Genomic DNA, 16,745 nt, shown 5'->3' on the forward strand with positions numbered 1-16,745 from the left:
GCCTACGCCGCCCGTTGCTCCGGTGACGAGCACCTTACCTTGATCCGGCGTAACGCCGTTTTGTTCCAGCCGATGTAACGACAGGGCCGCAGTAAAGCCGGCTGTCCCATAAATCATGGCCTCTCTTGGCGAGAGTCCGTCCGGAAGCGGAACCACCCAGTCGGCAGGCACGCGCGCATATTCGCTGAATCCTCCGAATTGAGACACGCCGAACCCGTAACCGGTAACGAGAACAGCTTGTCCTTCGCTGAAACGGTTATCCTCTGATGAGACGACGGTTCCCGAGCAATCTATACCTGGCACAAACGGATAGGCTTTGACAATATTTCCATCCTTGCGGGCGGCAAGCCCGTCTTTATAATTGATGCTGGAATAAGCGACACGAATCAAAACTTCTCCAGCAGGTAAACTGCTAGCTTCCAAAGAGCGTACCTCTGCTTGAACTTCACCGTCCTGCGTCTGATCGACGACAAGGGCTTGAAATGATTGAGTCATTTGTAAAAGTCTCCTTTATTGCAATATAAGCCTTTGATGGCGGAACATTTTAGTATACTTCACAAATCATGCTTAAGAAGATACAACTATCCGCGTAGCCTGTCAGCGGCAATGCTCACAGGTCCATATTCTATTATACCCTTCTGCTCATAATTCCGTCGAAAAAGCCCGGATTACAGGGGCTACTTTTGCCATATTGTGTTTCAATAAAGTTCGATAATCAATTGAAAGAAAGTGATAAATGAATTCTTACGTGTTTTGCAAATCATTTTACGCAAACGGGATGTATTTTCAGAATGACTGTGCTAACATACCTTTTGATCGTTAAATAAATCTATGAAGAAAGGTGAATGAATGACAACCAGAGCACTAAAAAAGGGTTCGGTATTGTCCGAAGCCAAGGAACTGAATTTGTTCCGTTTGACATGGCCTATTTTCCTTGAATTGTTCCTGTTTATGCTAATGGGAAGCGTCGATACATTCATGATCAGTTCTGTATCTGATAATGCAGTGTCGGGTGTGGGCGCGTCCAACCAAATTATTTCAATTGCTATCCTTGTACTGGAGGTTATCGGCAACGGCGCTGCTATCGTCGTAGCTCAATATATCGGTTCTAAAAAGCTTGTTGAAGCGGCCCAGGTTACGGGTACGGCCATTACTTTGAATCTAATGGTGGGTCTTTTGCTTAGCGTGATTTTTCTCGTGTTTGGTACTCATATGCTGCAATGGCTGAATGTCCAGGGAGATATTCTGGTTTATGCGGAATCGTATATGAGCATCGTCGGGGGTGCCATTTTCCTTCAGGCATTGATTAACGCGCTGGCGGCGACGATTCGTACACATGGTTTTACCAGGGAAACGATGTATGTGTCTGTGCTGATGAACGTGATTCACGTCATCGGTAACTATGTTTTGATTTTCGGACATTGGGGAATGCCTGCGCTGGGTGTAGAAGGTGCGGCTATTTCTACGGTGGGAAGCCGTTTTGTGTGTCTCCTGATTTTCTTTTGGCTGATGTACCGCGTAACCGAGGTGCGTGTCGAGTGGAGATATTACGTTCAGTTGTCCAAAAAGTTTATCTCTAAAATTTTGCGCATTGGTGTACCCTCCGCGCTGGAGTCCATCCTGTATCAGTCGTGTCAGCTCATTTTTACACTGTACGTGACCTATCTGGGCGCAGAAGCGATGGCAACCCGTCAATATGCCAATAATATTTCGAGCTATATTTACTTGTTCAGTATGGCGGTCGGTATGGGTACGGCGATCGTGGTCGGAAGGCTGGTCGGAGCCAGACAGAAGGATACAGCCTACAAACGTGTAATGAGCAGTGTAAAATGGGCGCTTATCGTGACCGTGGTTATTGATGTGATTATTATCTTTTTCCGCGTGCCTTTGCTCAGCCTGTTCACCGAAAACCCTGAGATTATTCGTTTGGGGGCACAGGTGATTTTACTTAGCATTTTACTGGAAACCGGCCGCACGACGAACATCGTCATCATTAGCTCCTTGCGTGCCGCAGGAGATGCCAAGTTCCCGGTCTTCATGGGATTGATCTCCATGGTCTGCATGAGCTTGCCACTCGGTTATCTGCTCGTGTTCAAGCTGGATATGGGGCTGGCAGGTGTGTGGCTGGCGATTGCTGCTGATGAATGGACACGTGCAGTCATTATGTATGTCCGCTGGAAAAGCCGTTTGTGGGAAAAACATGCGCTGATCGAGCACGATGCACCAGATCAGCCTGCAACGCCAGTGCCGGCACACTGATTCGAGAATCATTTATGATTATGTAGAGGTAGTTCAAGAGAGCATCTTGAACTACCTCTTTTTGCTGCCCTGAGAGTAAATAGTAGTTTTATAAGCTGATCTAAAAAATGTACATGGAAAACGGAGTAGGCGGAATGGGGCGGTGGCGATGGGAAGCACCATTCGTCTGCGCAGTGGCACGATAGGTAACTTTTAAGTTCAGATTATATAATCATGGTATTCATAAATAGAAGTATGGTAAATTTACTAAAAAAAAGATATACTTTTGTTGCACTAATGCAGTGCATGCAGTACATGAGGGACAAGGAGCGTATCCATGAAGAAACCGACGATCGAAGATGTTGCCCAGAAGGCGGGAGTGTCTAAAAGCACAGTCTCGCAGTTTCTGAACAAACGATATAAATACATGAGTGACCAGACCAGAGACCGGATTTCCGAGGTCATTCAAGAACTAAATTATCAACCTAACGGACTGGCTCGCAGCTTGAAGCAGAACCGGACGTTTATGGTGGGTGTCATTGTAGCCAACATTGATTACACGCTGTCGATCCAGTCCATTCGGGCTATTGAGGAGGAATTGCAGCGTTTTGGCATTCAGGTAATCATCTGTAACGCCGACGAAAACCCGGACAAGGAGAGCCAGTATATTGAGATGCTCAAGGCTCGTCAGGTGGACGGATTGATTATTTTCCCGACAGGCAAGCATGCGGATATATACAACCAGCTCATCCGTGAAAAGTATCCGCTGGTGTTTTTGGATCGTCTGGTAGATGGTGTGAACACGCGCAGTCTGCTGCTGGATAACGAAATGGCGGTCAAGCTGGCGATTCAGGAGCTGTTGGCCCATAAGCATGAACGGATCGCGCTGATTACCCTGCCGCTGGGACTGAACCGGATTACTCCAAGGGTAGAGCGGTTGAGCGGATACAAAAAGGCGCTGGAGGAGCGTGGCTTGCCCTTTCGGGAAGAGTACATGCGCAGTGTGTCGAAGGAGGATATCCAGCAGACGCTGGAGGAGCTGTTTCAGTTGCCGGAGCCGCCGACTGCGCTGCTGGCCGGGAACGATATCGTGCTGGCAGAGGTGCTGAAATATGTGAATGCCCGCCGTATACGCATTCCGGCTGAGCTGTCCATTATCGGAATTGACGATGCGGAGTTTGCCCATATTTACAATCCGCCGATTACGACCATTACGCAGCCGATTGCGGATATGGGAAAGCAGGCGGCAAAAACGTTGCTGTCCAGCATCGAGGAGGGCGGCGAATCGGTTCCGATCATTTACCGCTTTGTGCCTGATTTAAAGCGGGGCGAATCCATCAAAACGTTGTAGAGCATCATCAGGCATCACATTATAAAAGTAGCCCGTATTCCTTTCTGCGTCCCAAGCCTGTACGTACTAATCAGGCTGTGCATAAGTGAATACGGGCTATTTGAGTTATCTTCGAAGATTCCTGATTCACCTTGCAGGGCATGTGGAATCAGCAATATAGGAAAAGGCAGGGGAATAAACCCTGCCTAATTCGTGCTGGCGCTGAGTAAAAAAGACTCCAGCTCAGCTCGTGTCGGATAGCCGTCCATATCTCCGGCTGACATGACCGCCAGTGCGCCAAGGGCGTTGCCGCGTTTGACCGCTTCTGCCAGGGGCAAGCCCTCCAGCAGCGCGCTGATGACGCCTGCGGCAAAGCCGTCGCCCGCCCCAACGGTATCGACGACATGCTCCACGCGGAAGCGTTTGACATATCCTTCTGCATCGGCGGATTTATAATACGCGCCTTCGGTTCCCAGCTTAATGATGACCAGCGAAGTACCACGGTCAAGGTAGAAGGAGGCGATATCCTCTGGTGAGGTGTAGCCTGTCAATATTTTACCTTCATGAATGCCTGGCAGAAGCCAGTCGCAACCCTCAGATGCCTCGTTAATCGCCTCCACCATCGTTTGCGTATCAGGCCATAACTTGGGTCTGAGGTTCGGATCAAAGGATACGGTTTTCCCTGCCTTTTTCATAAACTGCCGCGCATGTCGGGCGAAGTCACGACACTCAGGAGAAAGGGCGACAGAAATACCTGTAAAGTGCAGATGGCGTGCCCCGGCAAAGTATGCCTCGTTAAAATCGGCGATGCTTAATGTGGAAGCGGCAGAGTGTCTGCGAAAATATTCGACCTCCGGGTCTCCGCTTGTGACTTTGGATTTAATCAGCATCCCGGTGGAGTGGTTTTTGGTAAACATGACGTTCTGGGTGTCGATCCCCTCTTGACGCAGCGCTCCGGCAATGAACCTGCCGAATGCATCCTCGCCTAATTTGGTCACGAGTCCCGCCCGCAGTCCCAACCGCGCCAAACCGGCCGAAACATTCGTCTCCGCCCCGGCCAGCGCTTTGGTGAACGAACGCACCTCATCCAGAGAGCCTGCCTCATTGGCATAAAACATGGCCATCGGTTCTCCGAAGGTAACAGCATCCAATGTTGCGGTCATTCTAAATTCCTCCTTTATTTAGTAAACTAAATCTGTAAGCGTATGCACCAACTGAATAAATTGAAATTATCACATAAATCGGTTTTTCACAATGAGGAAGTTGATATATTTGTTAAAAACTTTTTGGGTAATGTAGATAAAAAAATATGATTTTGTTTATCAAAAGGTAAAAAGAGTGTAAAAGTTCGTGAATATTAAGGATTTTTCAAGGAATAGTGAAGATTTGGGTTGACACCCTCTTAGATAATAATTACAATTCTAGCTAAGAAGTAGAGTTAGAAACCGCTTTTATAACAATCCGTTGATAAAAAAGTTTATCTAAACAGGAGGAATGTTTTTATGGAAATGCGTTATTCAACTCATCCCGAACATGCCAAGCATTATACGACTGAAGAGTTGCGTCAGCACTATTTGATACAGGAGCTGTTTGTGCCTGAGGAGGTAAAGCTGGTCTATACGCATGAAGATCGTGTCATTATCGGGGGCATTTATCCCGTGAATAAATCCGTTGCGCTGGAAGGCAGCGATCAAATCAAGGCGGAAACCTTTTTGGAGCGCCGGGAACTGGGTATTTTTAATGTCGGCGGTAGCGGTACTGTAAAAGTTGACGGTGAAACCTATGAGCTGAACACGAAAGACTGTCTCTACGTAGGCAGAGGGGGCAAGGAGTTGATCTTTGAAAGCGATTCCAGCTCCAAGCCTGCAAAATTTTATATCGTTTCAGCCTTGGCTCATACCACGTATCCGACGACGAAGCAGTCTTTTGCCGATGTACCGTCTGAAAGTCTGGGTTCGCAGGAAACAGCCAACAACCGTACGTTGCGTCGCTTTATCCATGATGAAGGCATTCAAAGCTGCCAACTGGTTATGGGTATGACGACGTTGGAAAACGGCAGTGTGTGGAACTCGATGCCGACACATGTTCATGACCGTCGTATGGAAGTGTATTTCTACTTTGAACTGGATGAGAATGCGAGAATGTTCCACCTGATGGGTGAGCCGAACGAAACGCGCCATCTGGTGATGAAAAATGATGAAGCCGTTATTTCTCCACCTTGGTCTATCCACTGCGGTGCGGCTACGGGCAGCTATACCTTCATTTGGGGCATGGCCGGTGAAAATAAAACATACAAAGACATGGATCAGGTTGCCATGAGCGAGTTGCGTTAATCCGATCAGTGTATTGGAGCGTAGACCTGCAAGCGGCTGAGGGTACATGGCCATCCATTCGTGGAAAGGATCAGGAACATGACGAAAAAGAAAGTTTTGGAGCATATCACTTCGGTAGGTGTCGTCGCAGTCATTCGGGGAAACACGGCGGAGGAAGCGTATCTAATGTCCAAAGCCTGCATTGAAGGCGGTTTGGATAATATTGAGCTTACGTTTACCACGCCAGATGCGGATCAGGTGATTCGTAGATTGAGAGACGAATTTAAGGATCGGGCAGTGATTGGTGCAGGAACCGTACTGGAGTCACTGACGGCGAGAATTGCTATTCTGGCCGGAGCAGAGTTTGTCGTGAGTCCTTCTTTTGAAGAAGAAACAGCGAAGCTATGCAATTTGTATGCGATTCCTTATATGCCCGGCTGTATGACGCTGAATGAGATCAAGGAAGCCATGAAATTGGGTAGCGATGTCGTGAAGTTGTTCCCAGGCAGTGCGATGGGGGCGGACTTTGTTAAGGCAGTCAGAGGTCCAATGCCTCATGTGCAGATTATGCCAACGGGCGGTGTGGATCTGGATAATATGGAAACCTGGCTGCGCAACGGATGTGTGGCCGTGGGAATTGGGGGCAATTTGACGGCTCCAGCCAAGGAAGGCCGCTACGACTTGATCACAGAAAATGCAGCGCGTTATGTAGCTAAATATAAGGAAGTTCGTGCAGCGCTGTAGGATTCATTAGAGGAATATATCTTAAACTAAAATATGATGGAGGCGTAGGCATGGGTCTGGACAATTTTTCATTGGATTTTTTCAGTCTAAAGGGTAAAACGGCAATTGTAACAGGAGGCAACAGTGGTTTGGGTCAAGGGTATTCCGTGGCTTTGGCTAAAGCGGGTGCAGACCTGTTCATTGTAGCTAACAATGATGAATATGAAGAAACCAGACGTTTGCTGGAACCTACAGGTGTGAAGGTTGTCTTTCATCAGGCCGATCTGACGGAAAGAGAATCCATTACAAAGATTGTAGAAGAATGCGTCAAAGCATTCGGTAAAATTGATATCCTTGTGAACAATGCGGGTACGATCCGTCGCGCTCCTTTGCTGGAGTACAAAGATGAGGATTGGGACGCTGTCATGGAGATTAACCTGAATGCCGTCTATCACCTGAGTCAGGAAGTGGCAAAGGTGATGGTTGAGCAAAAAAGTGGGAAGATTATCAATGTCGCTTCTATGCTTGCTTTTCAGGGTGGCAAGTTCGTTCCGCCGTATACAGCAAGTAAGCACGCAGTGGCTGGCTTGACCAAGGCGTTTGCCAACGAGCTGGCGGTTCATAACGTTCAGATTAATGCGATTGCGCCTGGTTATATTGCTACAGCAAACACGGCTCCAATCCGTGCGGATGAAAGTCGCAATCAAGAAATCTTGTCGCGTATTCCTGCTGGTCGTTGGGGCGATCCGTCTGATTTGATGGGGGTTGTTGTTTTCCTCGCCAGTCAGGGTTCCGACTACATGAACGGTCATATCTTGGCGGTGGATGGCGGCTGGCTGGTACGTTAAGCAGCGCTGGTCACATCTAAGTCATGAACTGAAAGCTGCCTCAAAAGGAAACCATCCTTTCAGGCAGCTTTTATTTGTTCGATGAAGCTGTACGCTGAATTTGAAGGTTTGGAGCGTTGTGTCGATCCGTCCTATGCATATGACATAAATGCCATTATAATTTAATGAGATAGAAATTGCTCAGGCTCCAGCCGTACACTCGGTTGGAGCCTTTGAGCATAACACAGATGGAGGAGAATGGAGAGATGAGTTCACAGCAACACCAACGAGCTTTGGTATATAAATCCTTGTGGCATGCCGGTCCTTGGGTGCTTGCCGTAGGGATCATTTTGGTAGGTGCCAATCTGCGTGCCTCGATTACCTCGGTAGGACCCCTTATCGGTTTGATTAAGGATTCTTTGCATATTTCGAATACACTGAGTGGCCTATTAACGACATTGCCGTTGCTGGCTTTTGCCCTGTTGTCGCCATTTGTAGCCAAACTGTCGCGCCGCTTCGGGTCGACTCTTATTATTTTTGCAGCCTTGCTGCTGTTGACCGCAGGTATTGTGGTGCGCTCCACGTTGGGAGTGACTGCCTTATTTACCGGGACAGCCATGCTGGGACTGGCTATAGCGGTGTGTAATGTTTTGCTGCCCAGTCTGATCAAGGAAGAGTTCCCCCATAACAGCGGACTGATGACCGGAGTGTATTCAGTATCCATGAATGTGGTTGCTGCAACGGCATCCGGATTGAGCGTACCTTTGGCTCTAAACGGAGGTTTGGGCTGGCGCGGTTCTTTGGGGATATGGAGTATTGTGGGTGTGATAGGTATTCTACTGTGGGTGCCCCAGCTTCTCAAGGCGCGCAAAACAGTCAATAAAGCGGCAGTGTCCGCCCGAACTGTGAGTGTGTATACATCGTCTTTGGCCTGGAAGGTGACGTTGTTTATGGGGCTGCAATCTGCCTTGTTCTACGTCCCTGCCGCATGGTTTCCCGAGATGATGGTCGGACAGGGAATGGATTCGGAGACTGCGGGATGGATGCTGTCCGTTATGATGTTCTCGCAAATGCCGTTTACTTTTATTGTACCTATTTGGGCTGCACGGGTGAAAGATCAGCGAATATTGGTTCTGATCATGACTGCGCTGTATTTTGTTGGCCTGGGTGGATTTTTGCTGGGGGCTATGCAGTGGAGTGTGATTTGGGTGATTTGCATGGGTATAGCGGGTGGTTTTGCTTTTCCGCTCGTGATGATGTTCTTTAATTTGCGGACGCGGACACCGCAGCAGGCGGCGGAGTTGTCCGGTATGGCCCAGTCCTTTGGTTACTTGCTGGCGGCGACAGGGCCGACGCTATTTGGCTATTTGCATGATGCTACACAGGGCTGGACCATTCCGCTACTGCTGCTTTTGTGCCTGAGCGTATTGCTTCTGTTTATAGGGCTGGGAGCGGCGAAGAAACGATATGTCGGAGGCGAGGTGGATGATCAGGCTGCAATTTGATGCAGACGGTTACAGTGTAATTTGTAGTGCAGATCGTGTTATGTTGTTGGCTAAAGAGTTTGCACTGTTGCGCTTTCTATACGATAACCGGAATCAGGTGTTCACCCGGGAACAACTGCTGGATCGTGTGTGGCCGCTGGAATATCCGGTGGAGCGCACGGTGGACGATCATATCTATAGATTGCGCAAAAAACTTAAGTCATGGAATGTGCTCCGTATTCATACGGTCCGGGGGTATGGTTACAGCCTGACCCTTACTGGCGTGCAACGACAGAATCATCCGTCCCTGCGCGATCAGGAGGTGCAAGACGCTGTCCACGGACTGTTACGGAAATACCAATTGCTCGGACAGGGCAATTCCATCGTGGCGCTGGCTGCTCAGCAGGAGCAGATGGGATTCGAATTGTCCCCTTTTTATCAGATGTATACCCGGTTTGTGCAGGCCGATATATTGTGGTTTTTGGAACGGGAGGACTTTGCTCCTAAAGATCGATTGTACTGGATGTTACTGCTATATATAGGTACAGCAGGGGTAACGGATCAGAAGCTTGCTCTATGTGAGCAGGCGCTTTCCAGTGGATTACTATCTGCCGAGCAGGAGCGGGAATTACGTATTCTCAACATCCTGGAGGCTTATGTGGAGAATGGACAACCTGAACGCGCATTGGAGAGACTTCCGCTGGCTTTTGCAGTGATGGAGCGGGATGAGCTGGACAAATTTGTGATGCCTGTTGCACTGATGGAGATGTACATGCATCTGACCGCCAACCGTATGGAGGAGGCTAGGGTACTATCCGTTCGATTGGAAGGGATGCTATCTAAGGCTCCATATTTGCGGGAGCTGGGACGTTATCGGATGATGCAGGGATTCATGCTATTGCTTACCGGGGGAGTGAACGAGGCCGAGCGGCTACTGGATGAGGGGCTGGATACGCTTGATATGGCTAAGCAGGAGTTGCTTAAAATCAAGGCGGTCTGTCAAATCTGTGGTTTTTTGAAGCGTTATGGTGGCTTTCCTTCATTGGAAAAGAAATATACGGCTCAATATGAACGGCTTGATCGGGATAATGGCTTAACGTTACATGGTGCGACGCTGGGGCTTTGGTTGGAGCAAACACTTTCTGCGGTCTGATGTTTTTCGCTGTCTGACTTTCCTCTGATATAGGCCCGCTAGAATGTTCTTATTGCTACTAATGCAGAAAATGAGAGCAGGGTGAATAGAAATGAAGGAAAAGAAAGAATCAGAATCCACGCCTAGCATTTGGCGCAACGGCCGTTTTCGGCGGATGTTTGCGGCGCACACGGCTGCTTCCTTTGGCGATTGGTTTGATGCCATCGCTATTCAGGTGCTCGTCGCTTACCGCTGGGAAGCCGATCCCATGCTAATTGCGCTGATTCCGGTAGTGATGGCGCTACCGGGTCTGCTGCTCGGCTCTATCGCAGGTACGTTAGCCGACCGGATGCATAAGGCCCGGCTGATGATCGGCTGCGATGTAGCTATTGCCTTGCTGACGCTGGCAATTCTCGCAGTTCCGGGGCCAGCGTGGTTGTTGCCTCTGCTGGGTCTGCGTGCGGCGGCTGGCGTATTCCAAATGCCCTCACAGCAGGGCTTGACTCGCACTGTAGTCGCCAGCGGCGACCTGTTTCGGGCAACCTCGCTGAATGGGCTGGTCAATCAGGCTTCCAAAGTGGCAGGGCCATTATTGGGCGCCATGACCTTGACTGTGCTGTCGCCCCAAGCCTGCATTATTCTTAATGCACTGCTGCGCCTGTGCTCCGGTTTGGTGCTATGGCCGCTGCGCGGAATCGGCCCCGCCCTCGTCAGCATAGAGCAGCAAGCGACTATTGCTGTGCTGCAAGGAAAGCAGGATTCGCCAAGCGAGGCTGAGGCTGAGGAAGCCGAGCATCGGAAGGAGCGCGTCGGCGCGTCCCGTTTTTTCAGCCAATGGCGCGAGGGCTGGGCGTTCCTCTGGCGCAGCCGAATGCTTTTGCATACGCTCATATTCGGGCTTTTCGGCTTGATCGCCATTCTCATGATTGACTACCAGTTTCCTACACTGCTGCGAGTGCTCGCTCCGGGTAACGAATCGCTGCTTGGCTGGCTGGTTTCATCCATAGGGGCTGGCGCCGTTGGCTGCATGCTTGTGCTTAATCGCCTGAATCGCATAAGCGCAGGCTGGGGGCTTGGTGGAGGTTATGTACTGGTTGGTGGAGCTATTGCCGCTTTAGGCTGGACGCAACCGGGGACAGGATTACCCGTGCTGCTTATGATTGGGGCCATGCTAGGCGTGGGCAACGGCCTGTACATCATCACCCAGAATTACATATTACAAGCCAAAACCCCTGCTGATATGGTTGGGCGCGTCTTCGGTATCCAAAGTACCGTGATTGGAGCAATCATGGTCGTTTCGCCGCTTGCCGGGGGTCTATTGATCCGAATAGCAGGGGCGGGGACTGCTTTTGTCTGGATCGGGATGACTGTTGGAGTCCTGGGTTTGGCGGGACTGCTGCTTCAATCCGTGATTTGGCGCGAGTCCCTCGCTGATCCTAACCCTTATACGGAACAAAATGTCGACCTTGCGCAATAGTTTGTTTCGATTTTCGTAATTTATATTTTTAGCATGGGAGAGATCATGATGACTCAAAAATCTTTGCCCACAACGCCTGTGGCACGACTACTTGAAGGATCGCGGGTGTACTTGCGGCCCATTCACGTAGAGGACACCGAACTGTACTATAATACGTTGTTTGATCAGGACGTGAGGAGGATGACGGGTACGCAGCGCAGCTTTACCAAGGATCAAATTGGGCGTTATATTGAATCCAAAGGGCAGGATACCTCCAGCCTGCTGCTGCTCATTGCCCTTCAGGAAGATGATCGTATCATCGGTGACATTGCTCTTCAGGATATGGACAGCCTGAACCGCAGTGCCAACATCCGCATTGCCATTAATGAACAGGAGAATCAGGGAAAAGGCTACGGCACTGAGGCGCTTGTGCTAATGCTGGATTACGGATTCGGTATCTGTAATCTGCATCGAATTGAGTTGAACGTGTATGATTTTAATGAACGGGCCATCCGTTGCTATGAAAAAATAGGCTTCCAACGTGAGGGCGTGCAACGGGATGCTTTATTTTATAATCATCAATACCATGACTCCATTCTGATGAGTATGCTGTCCTCTGAATACCGTGTCCGCTATGTAGAAAAAGCAGAGAACTGATTCAAAATGTTTACAGCGGTTTAGGAAAAAGGTATAATAAAGGTATATATGCGCGAACTTATGTAGGTTACTGAACGACAACATAAAATGACAATGAATTACCGGAGGAGCCTGTCACCAAGGCTCCTCTTTGTCTTTTTTAAGGGGATCTGTAGTTACAGGTTCCTTCTTTTGTTGTGTTCAGGGCACGTCAGACACATATTTTGCGCAAAGTTGTAGCATTTTATCAATATTAGATGTCTACCATTTGATGATTGAGGAGGTATATGAGCCATGCAATTTATATTGTATCTTTTGCTGATTCTGCTGTTTACTAAAGTGGCTGGTGATCTGTCGGTCAGACTTGGTCAGCCTTCGGTGCTAGGGAAGCTGATTGCCGGTATTGTACTGGGGCCGGCGGTATTGGGGTGGGTTCAGGACAATACACTTATTCATGATATGTCTGAAATCGGAGTGCTGCTGCTGATGTTCATTGCCGGGCTGGAGACGGATCTGGATCAGCTTCGTCGTAACTGGAAACCTGCGGTAGCGGTAGCAGTTGGGGGGATTATTCTTCCGTTGATCTGCGGTTTTGGAGTCGGGGAAGCCTTTGGATTTTCGGTGCATGAAGGATGGTTTCTCGGTGTTGTTCTGAGCGCCACTTCCGTCAGCATTACGGTGCAGGTGCTAAAGGATATGAACAAGCTTAACACCCGGGAAGGCTCGACGATTTTGGGTGCGGCAGTGCTAGATGATGTGCTGGTGGTAGTGCTGCTTGCAGTGATGATGAGTATATTCGGGGTAGGAGGGGGAACATCTCTGGGGCTTCTCGTCGGCAAAAAGCTTCTTTTCTTTGTCGTCGCTATATTCGGAGGTTGGTTTGTGGTTCCCTGGATCATGAAAATACTTGCACCGCTTAAGGTGACAGAGGCTACCATTACCGCTGCTTTGATCATCTGCTTCGGGTTTGCGTATTTTGCAGATATGTTGGGTATGGCGGGCATTATCGGAGCCTTCGCTGCCGGGATTGCCATTTCGCAAACGAGCTTTAAGCATGTCGTAGAAGAAAAAGTGGAGCCTATCGCTTATTCCATCTTTGTCCCTGTGTTTTTTGTCAGCATTGGATTAAATGTTTCTTTCGAAGGAGTAGGGCAGCAGATCGGATTTGTCGTTGCTTTGACACTGGTTGCAATGGTTACGAAGTTGATCGGTGGCGGAATCGGGGCACGTTTGACAGGCTTTAATAACCGTTCTTCGCTCGCGATTGGCTCCGGTATGATATCTCGCGGCGAAGTCGCGCTCATTATCGCAGCTACCGGGCTGCAAACGGGTCTGCTGGCACAGCAATATTTTACATCCGTCATTATTGTTGTCATTCTGACGACTTTGGCTGCACCTCCGATCCTCAAGCTATGCTTTAGCGATAAGAAGTCTCCCGGCCGTGAGCAGAAGAAGGAAGCTGAGGCCTGACAGCATTGACAGCATCCTTAAGTTATACCTAAAAGACCCTGCGGGTTACTATTCTCACAGTGTATATGGAAAGTCCGATTTGTAGCAAAACCGGACTTTCCATGACATATGGGACATGACCGAAGGGTCTTTTTTATCATACGTATATGTCGGATTAAGTGCAGGAATTAGGACTCGGATACCACGGTGAAGCGTTGGTTCAGATGCTGTGGTTTCTCGATTTCATCAATTACAGCCACCGCATAATCTTCATAGCTGACATAGCTTGCGCCTTCGGAATTGACTTGCAGCACATCTTTGCCAATTTTATAAGAGCCGGTGCGTTTGCCGAGAGTAAATTCAGCGGAAGGACTAATGAAAGTCCAGTTCAGATCGCTGGTTCCACGCAAAATTTCCAGGTTCTTTCCTTGATTATTAGCCGTTGGGTATACGAAATCCGGGAAACCAGGAGTGTCTTTTACCAACAAGGTTTGGGACTCATCTGTGAACAGGCTGCCTGCGCCGCCCACAACAATCAGGCGAGTACCGGACACATTACGCAATGCTTCAATCAGAACGTTACCTGCATCTACATGCAGATGCTCTTGACCGAGTGGAGCGGCAAAAGCGTTAACGACAACGTCAAAGCCTTCCAGATCGTCTGTTTTCAGAGCGAAAACGTCTTTTTGTACCACTGTCGCACGGCTGTCTGTTACTTTGGCAGAGTCGCGAACGATCGCCGTTACCTCATGCCCTCTGTCCAATGCCTCTTTAACAATGTTGCCTCCTGCTTTACCACCTGCACCAATAACTGCAATTTTCATAATGAATAACCTCCTGTAAATGTTATTTAGATTATAAGTTAGATCATAGATTTGTCCTGTTCATTCACGAACTTGGATGTGTAACTATTGTAGTTACAAAATATAATGAAAGTCAAGCCCTTGTATTGGACATCCTAAAGCCATCAGATTAAAAAGAAATGATTTTGTTTAAGTATATAAGGTGAAGCTGAATGAGCCTAAATAAGCAACTTTGGATAGATAAAAACAACAGACAGGAAAGGAAGAGTGAACCGATATGAGTAAAAAGGTACAGCTTGAACCCGCAGCGCAGAAGTTCGCAGACGATAACGCCAAGCCTCCGTTTCTGTACGATTTGGGCCCTGAAAAGGGACGTGAAACGGTCAATGAGGTCCAATCCGGTCCGGCAGACAAGCCTGCCGCAGACGTGGAAGACTTGTCTATTTCCGGCGGTCCAAGCGGGGAGGTCAAGGTCAGGATTGTTCGTCCACAACAGGTGACAGGGAACCTCCCGGTTATTGTATACGTCCACGGGGCAGGATGGGTATTCGGTAATGCTCATACGCATGATCGTCTGATCCGTGAACTGGCCGTGGGTGCGCACGCAGCGGTTGTATTCCCGGAATACAGCTTATCACCTGAAGCCAAATATCCGACGGCAATTGAGGAAATCTACGCGGTCGTTCAGTGGGTGGCTCAATATGGACGCGAGCATGGGCTGGAGCCTGATACGCTGACGGTAGCTGGAGACAGCGTCGGCGGTAACATGACCGCAGCCGTAACGCTGCTTGCCAAGGAACGCGGCGGCCCTGCTATCCGACAGCAGTTGTTGTTCTATCCGGTGACAGACGCTTCTTTTGACACGGAATCGTATCATGAATTCGCCACAGGGTATTTCCTGAGCCGAGAAGGGATGCAATGGTTCTGGGATCAATACACGACAGATCCCAATGAACGGGCACAGATTACGGCATCTCCGCTGCGAGCAACGACCGAACAGCTCAAGGGGCTGCCGCCCGCATTGGTCATCACAGGCGAGGCTGACGTGCTGCGGGATGAAGGGGAAGCTTACGCGAACAAGCTGCGTGAGGCCGGGGTGGATGTGACCGCAGCCCGCTTTCAGGGCATCATTCACGACTTCGTGATGCTGAACCCGTTATCGGAAACCGCAGCCAAGCGCGGGGCGATTGCGCTCGCTACCTCGTGGCTACGCCAAGGGTTTGAGGGTTAGTGCAATATAAAGCTTTTCAAAGGCACTGACATATGATGTGGTCTATTTCTGTTAAGGACTGAGGCTGTTTTCCCGAAGGATTTACTTTCGGGAAAACAGCTTTTTATATATGCCTAAAATGAAACCGCTTCACGTTCGTTGAACGGAGTGATAATATAAAATTTGAAAGATTTGACAGACATTTTAGTCTAGGGATTTAAGGGGGATATCCATGCCATTTCAGGGACAACGCATTTTGCCTGCGGCCAAGCATATGAAGCAGCTGGAGGATATTTTGGACAGCTCCTATGAGTACGCAGTTTTTCTGGATACGCATGTAGCACAGCTACGCAGCCTGTATCAGTTGGCACGGAGCCGCAACAAGCAGATGCTTCTTCATGCCGATCTGGTACAGGGCTTGAAGAATGATGAATATGCCGCTGAATATTTGTGTCAGGAGATTAAGCCGTTCGGTATTATTTCGACTCGATCCGGTGTGATTGCGACCGCCAAAAAGAAGGGGATTCTCGCTGTGCAACGGGTATTTATGCTAGATACGATTGCGCTGGAGAAAAGCTACGCACTGGTGGAAAAAACGCGACCCGATTATATCGAGGTGCTACCCGGTGTTGTTCCCCCCATGATTACAGAGGTCAGTGAACGCACGGGTATTCCCATTTTGGCAGGAGGGCTGATTCGTACCCCGGAGGATGTGGAAGCGGCGCTCGCTGCTGGAGCTACAGCAGTAACGACTTCCAACAAACAGCTTTTTGAGCATTATAAGCAATAGCCAATAACCCCTTTTCACAGCGTACGGTGTGTGCTACGATATAGATAAGTTAATACCCGTCAGGAGACTTGGAGAGACCATGAACCGCTCGGCATGTGCCGTAGCGATGTTCGTGGTCTCTTTTTGTATTTTGATGATGGGGTCGGCGAGTGAACATAGAGATGGAGGGATAGACCATGGGAGAACTTGCATTTGCTGCGCAGGAGAGAACGGCTGTTTTGGAACGTATGGAGCGTGAGCATTTTGATATATTAATTATTGGCGGCGGCATTACAGGAGCCGGAATTGCGCTGGATGCCGCGGATCGCGGCTTGAAGACAGCTCTGGTCGAGATGCAGGATTTTGCGGCAGGCAC

At 49.2% G+C, this 16,745-nt stretch carries 16 protein-coding genes; 13 read left to right on the forward strand and 3 right to left on the reverse strand.

Going from position 1 to position 16,745, the window contains the following annotated elements:
- Window positions 1–495 (reverse strand): alcohol dehydrogenase catalytic domain-containing protein (locus L696_RS0107930; protein WP_025683167.1); only part of this gene is annotated, 495 nt, incomplete at its 3' end.
- Between the two features lie 354 nt (window positions 496–849).
- Between L696_RS0107930 and L696_RS0107935 the strand changes: the two genes are divergently transcribed.
- Together L696_RS0107935 and L696_RS0107940 are read left to right on the forward strand one after the other, a co-directional pair.
- Complete coding sequence (locus L696_RS0107935) at window positions 850–2,259, forward strand: MATE family efflux transporter (protein WP_025683168.1); 1,410 nt, start codon at window positions 850–852, stop codon at window positions 2,257–2,259.
- 316 nt (window positions 2,260–2,575) lie between these two features.
- A complete protein-coding gene (locus L696_RS0107940) occupies window positions 2,576–3,589 on the forward strand; it encodes a LacI family DNA-binding transcriptional regulator (protein ID WP_025683169.1) in 1,014 nt (337 codons plus the stop codon).
- A 185-nt stretch (window positions 3,590–3,774) separates the two neighbouring features.
- Here L696_RS0107940 and L696_RS0107945 read toward each other — a convergent pair whose 3' ends face one another.
- Complete coding sequence (locus L696_RS0107945) at window positions 3,775–4,731, reverse strand: sugar kinase (RefSeq protein ID WP_025683170.1); 957 nt, start codon at window positions 4,729–4,731, stop codon at window positions 3,775–3,777.
- 339 nt (window positions 4,732–5,070) lie between these two features.
- Here L696_RS0107945 and kduI point away from each other — a divergent pair, with 339 nt between their 5' ends.
- The 8 genes from kduI (at window position 5,071) to L696_RS0107985 (ending at window position 13,608) form a co-directional block, all read left to right on the forward strand.
- Window positions 5,071–5,901, forward strand: a complete 831-nt coding sequence (gene kduI / locus L696_RS0107950) for a 5-dehydro-4-deoxy-D-glucuronate isomerase (RefSeq protein WP_025683171.1) — start codon at window positions 5,071–5,073, stop codon at window positions 5,899–5,901.
- A gap of 78 nt (window positions 5,902–5,979) precedes the next feature.
- Window positions 5,980–6,624 (forward strand): bifunctional 2-keto-4-hydroxyglutarate aldolase/2-keto-3-deoxy-6-phosphogluconate aldolase, encoded by a 645-nt coding sequence (locus L696_RS0107955; RefSeq protein WP_025683172.1) that lies wholly within the window; start codon window positions 5,980–5,982, stop codon window positions 6,622–6,624.
- Between the two features lie 50 nt (window positions 6,625–6,674).
- Entirely contained in the window at window positions 6,675–7,451 is a 777-nt protein-coding gene (gene kduD / locus L696_RS0107960) for a 2-dehydro-3-deoxy-D-gluconate 5-dehydrogenase KduD (protein WP_025683173.1), read from the forward strand.
- 245 nt (window positions 7,452–7,696) lie between these two features.
- Window positions 7,697–8,935: a CynX/NimT family MFS transporter gene (locus tag L696_RS0107965; RefSeq protein ID WP_025683174.1), complete on the forward strand. Its 1,239-nt coding sequence runs from the start codon at window positions 7,697–7,699 to the stop codon at window positions 8,933–8,935.
- The gene (locus L696_RS0107970) at window positions 8,916–10,067 is read left to right on the forward strand and encodes a winged helix-turn-helix domain-containing protein (protein ID WP_025683175.1); all 1,152 of its coding nucleotides are present in this window, start codon (window positions 8,916–8,918) and stop codon (window positions 10,065–10,067) included. Before L696_RS0107965 ends, L696_RS0107970 begins: the two co-directional genes overlap by 20 nt.
- A gap of 91 nt (window positions 10,068–10,158) precedes the next feature.
- Window positions 10,159–11,523, forward strand: coding sequence for an MFS transporter (locus L696_RS0107975; RefSeq protein WP_025683176.1), 1,365 nt, complete (start codon window positions 10,159–10,161; stop codon window positions 11,521–11,523).
- A gap of 48 nt (window positions 11,524–11,571) precedes the next feature.
- On the forward strand, window positions 11,572–12,159 hold the full coding sequence (locus tag L696_RS0107980; protein ID WP_425339304.1) for a GNAT family N-acetyltransferase: 588 nt from the start codon (window positions 11,572–11,574) through the stop codon (window positions 12,157–12,159).
- A 273-nt stretch (window positions 12,160–12,432) separates the two neighbouring features.
- A complete protein-coding gene (locus tag L696_RS0107985; RefSeq protein WP_025683178.1) occupies window positions 12,433–13,608 on the forward strand; it encodes a cation:proton antiporter in 1,176 nt (391 codons plus the stop codon).
- Window positions 13,609–13,775: 167 nt separating this feature from the next.
- On the opposite strand, the gene L696_RS0107990 is transcribed toward L696_RS0107985, so the two are convergent.
- Entirely contained in the window at window positions 13,776–14,411 is a 636-nt protein-coding gene (locus L696_RS0107990; protein ID WP_025683179.1) for an NAD(P)-dependent oxidoreductase, read from the reverse strand.
- 256 nt (window positions 14,412–14,667) lie between these two features.
- Here L696_RS0107990 and L696_RS0107995 point away from each other — a divergent pair, with 256 nt between their 5' ends.
- The 3 genes from L696_RS0107995 to L696_RS30310 all read left to right on the forward strand — a co-directional run.
- Window positions 14,668–15,621 (forward strand): alpha/beta hydrolase, encoded by a 954-nt coding sequence (locus L696_RS0107995; protein WP_025683180.1) that lies wholly within the window; start codon window positions 14,668–14,670, stop codon window positions 15,619–15,621.
- 211 nt (window positions 15,622–15,832) lie between these two features.
- On the forward strand, window positions 15,833–16,390 hold the full coding sequence (locus L696_RS0108000; RefSeq protein ID WP_025683181.1) for a glycerol-3-phosphate responsive antiterminator: 558 nt from the start codon (window positions 15,833–15,835) through the stop codon (window positions 16,388–16,390).
- Window positions 16,391–16,566: 176 nt separating this feature from the next.
- Window positions 16,567–16,745: FAD-dependent oxidoreductase (locus L696_RS30310; protein WP_155985339.1), on the forward strand; the 179-nt coding region annotated here is incomplete at its 3' end.

Source organism: Paenibacillus maysiensis (genome assembly GCF_000520815.1).
GTDB lineage: Bacteria > Bacillota > Bacilli > Paenibacillales > Paenibacillaceae > Paenibacillus > Paenibacillus maysiensis.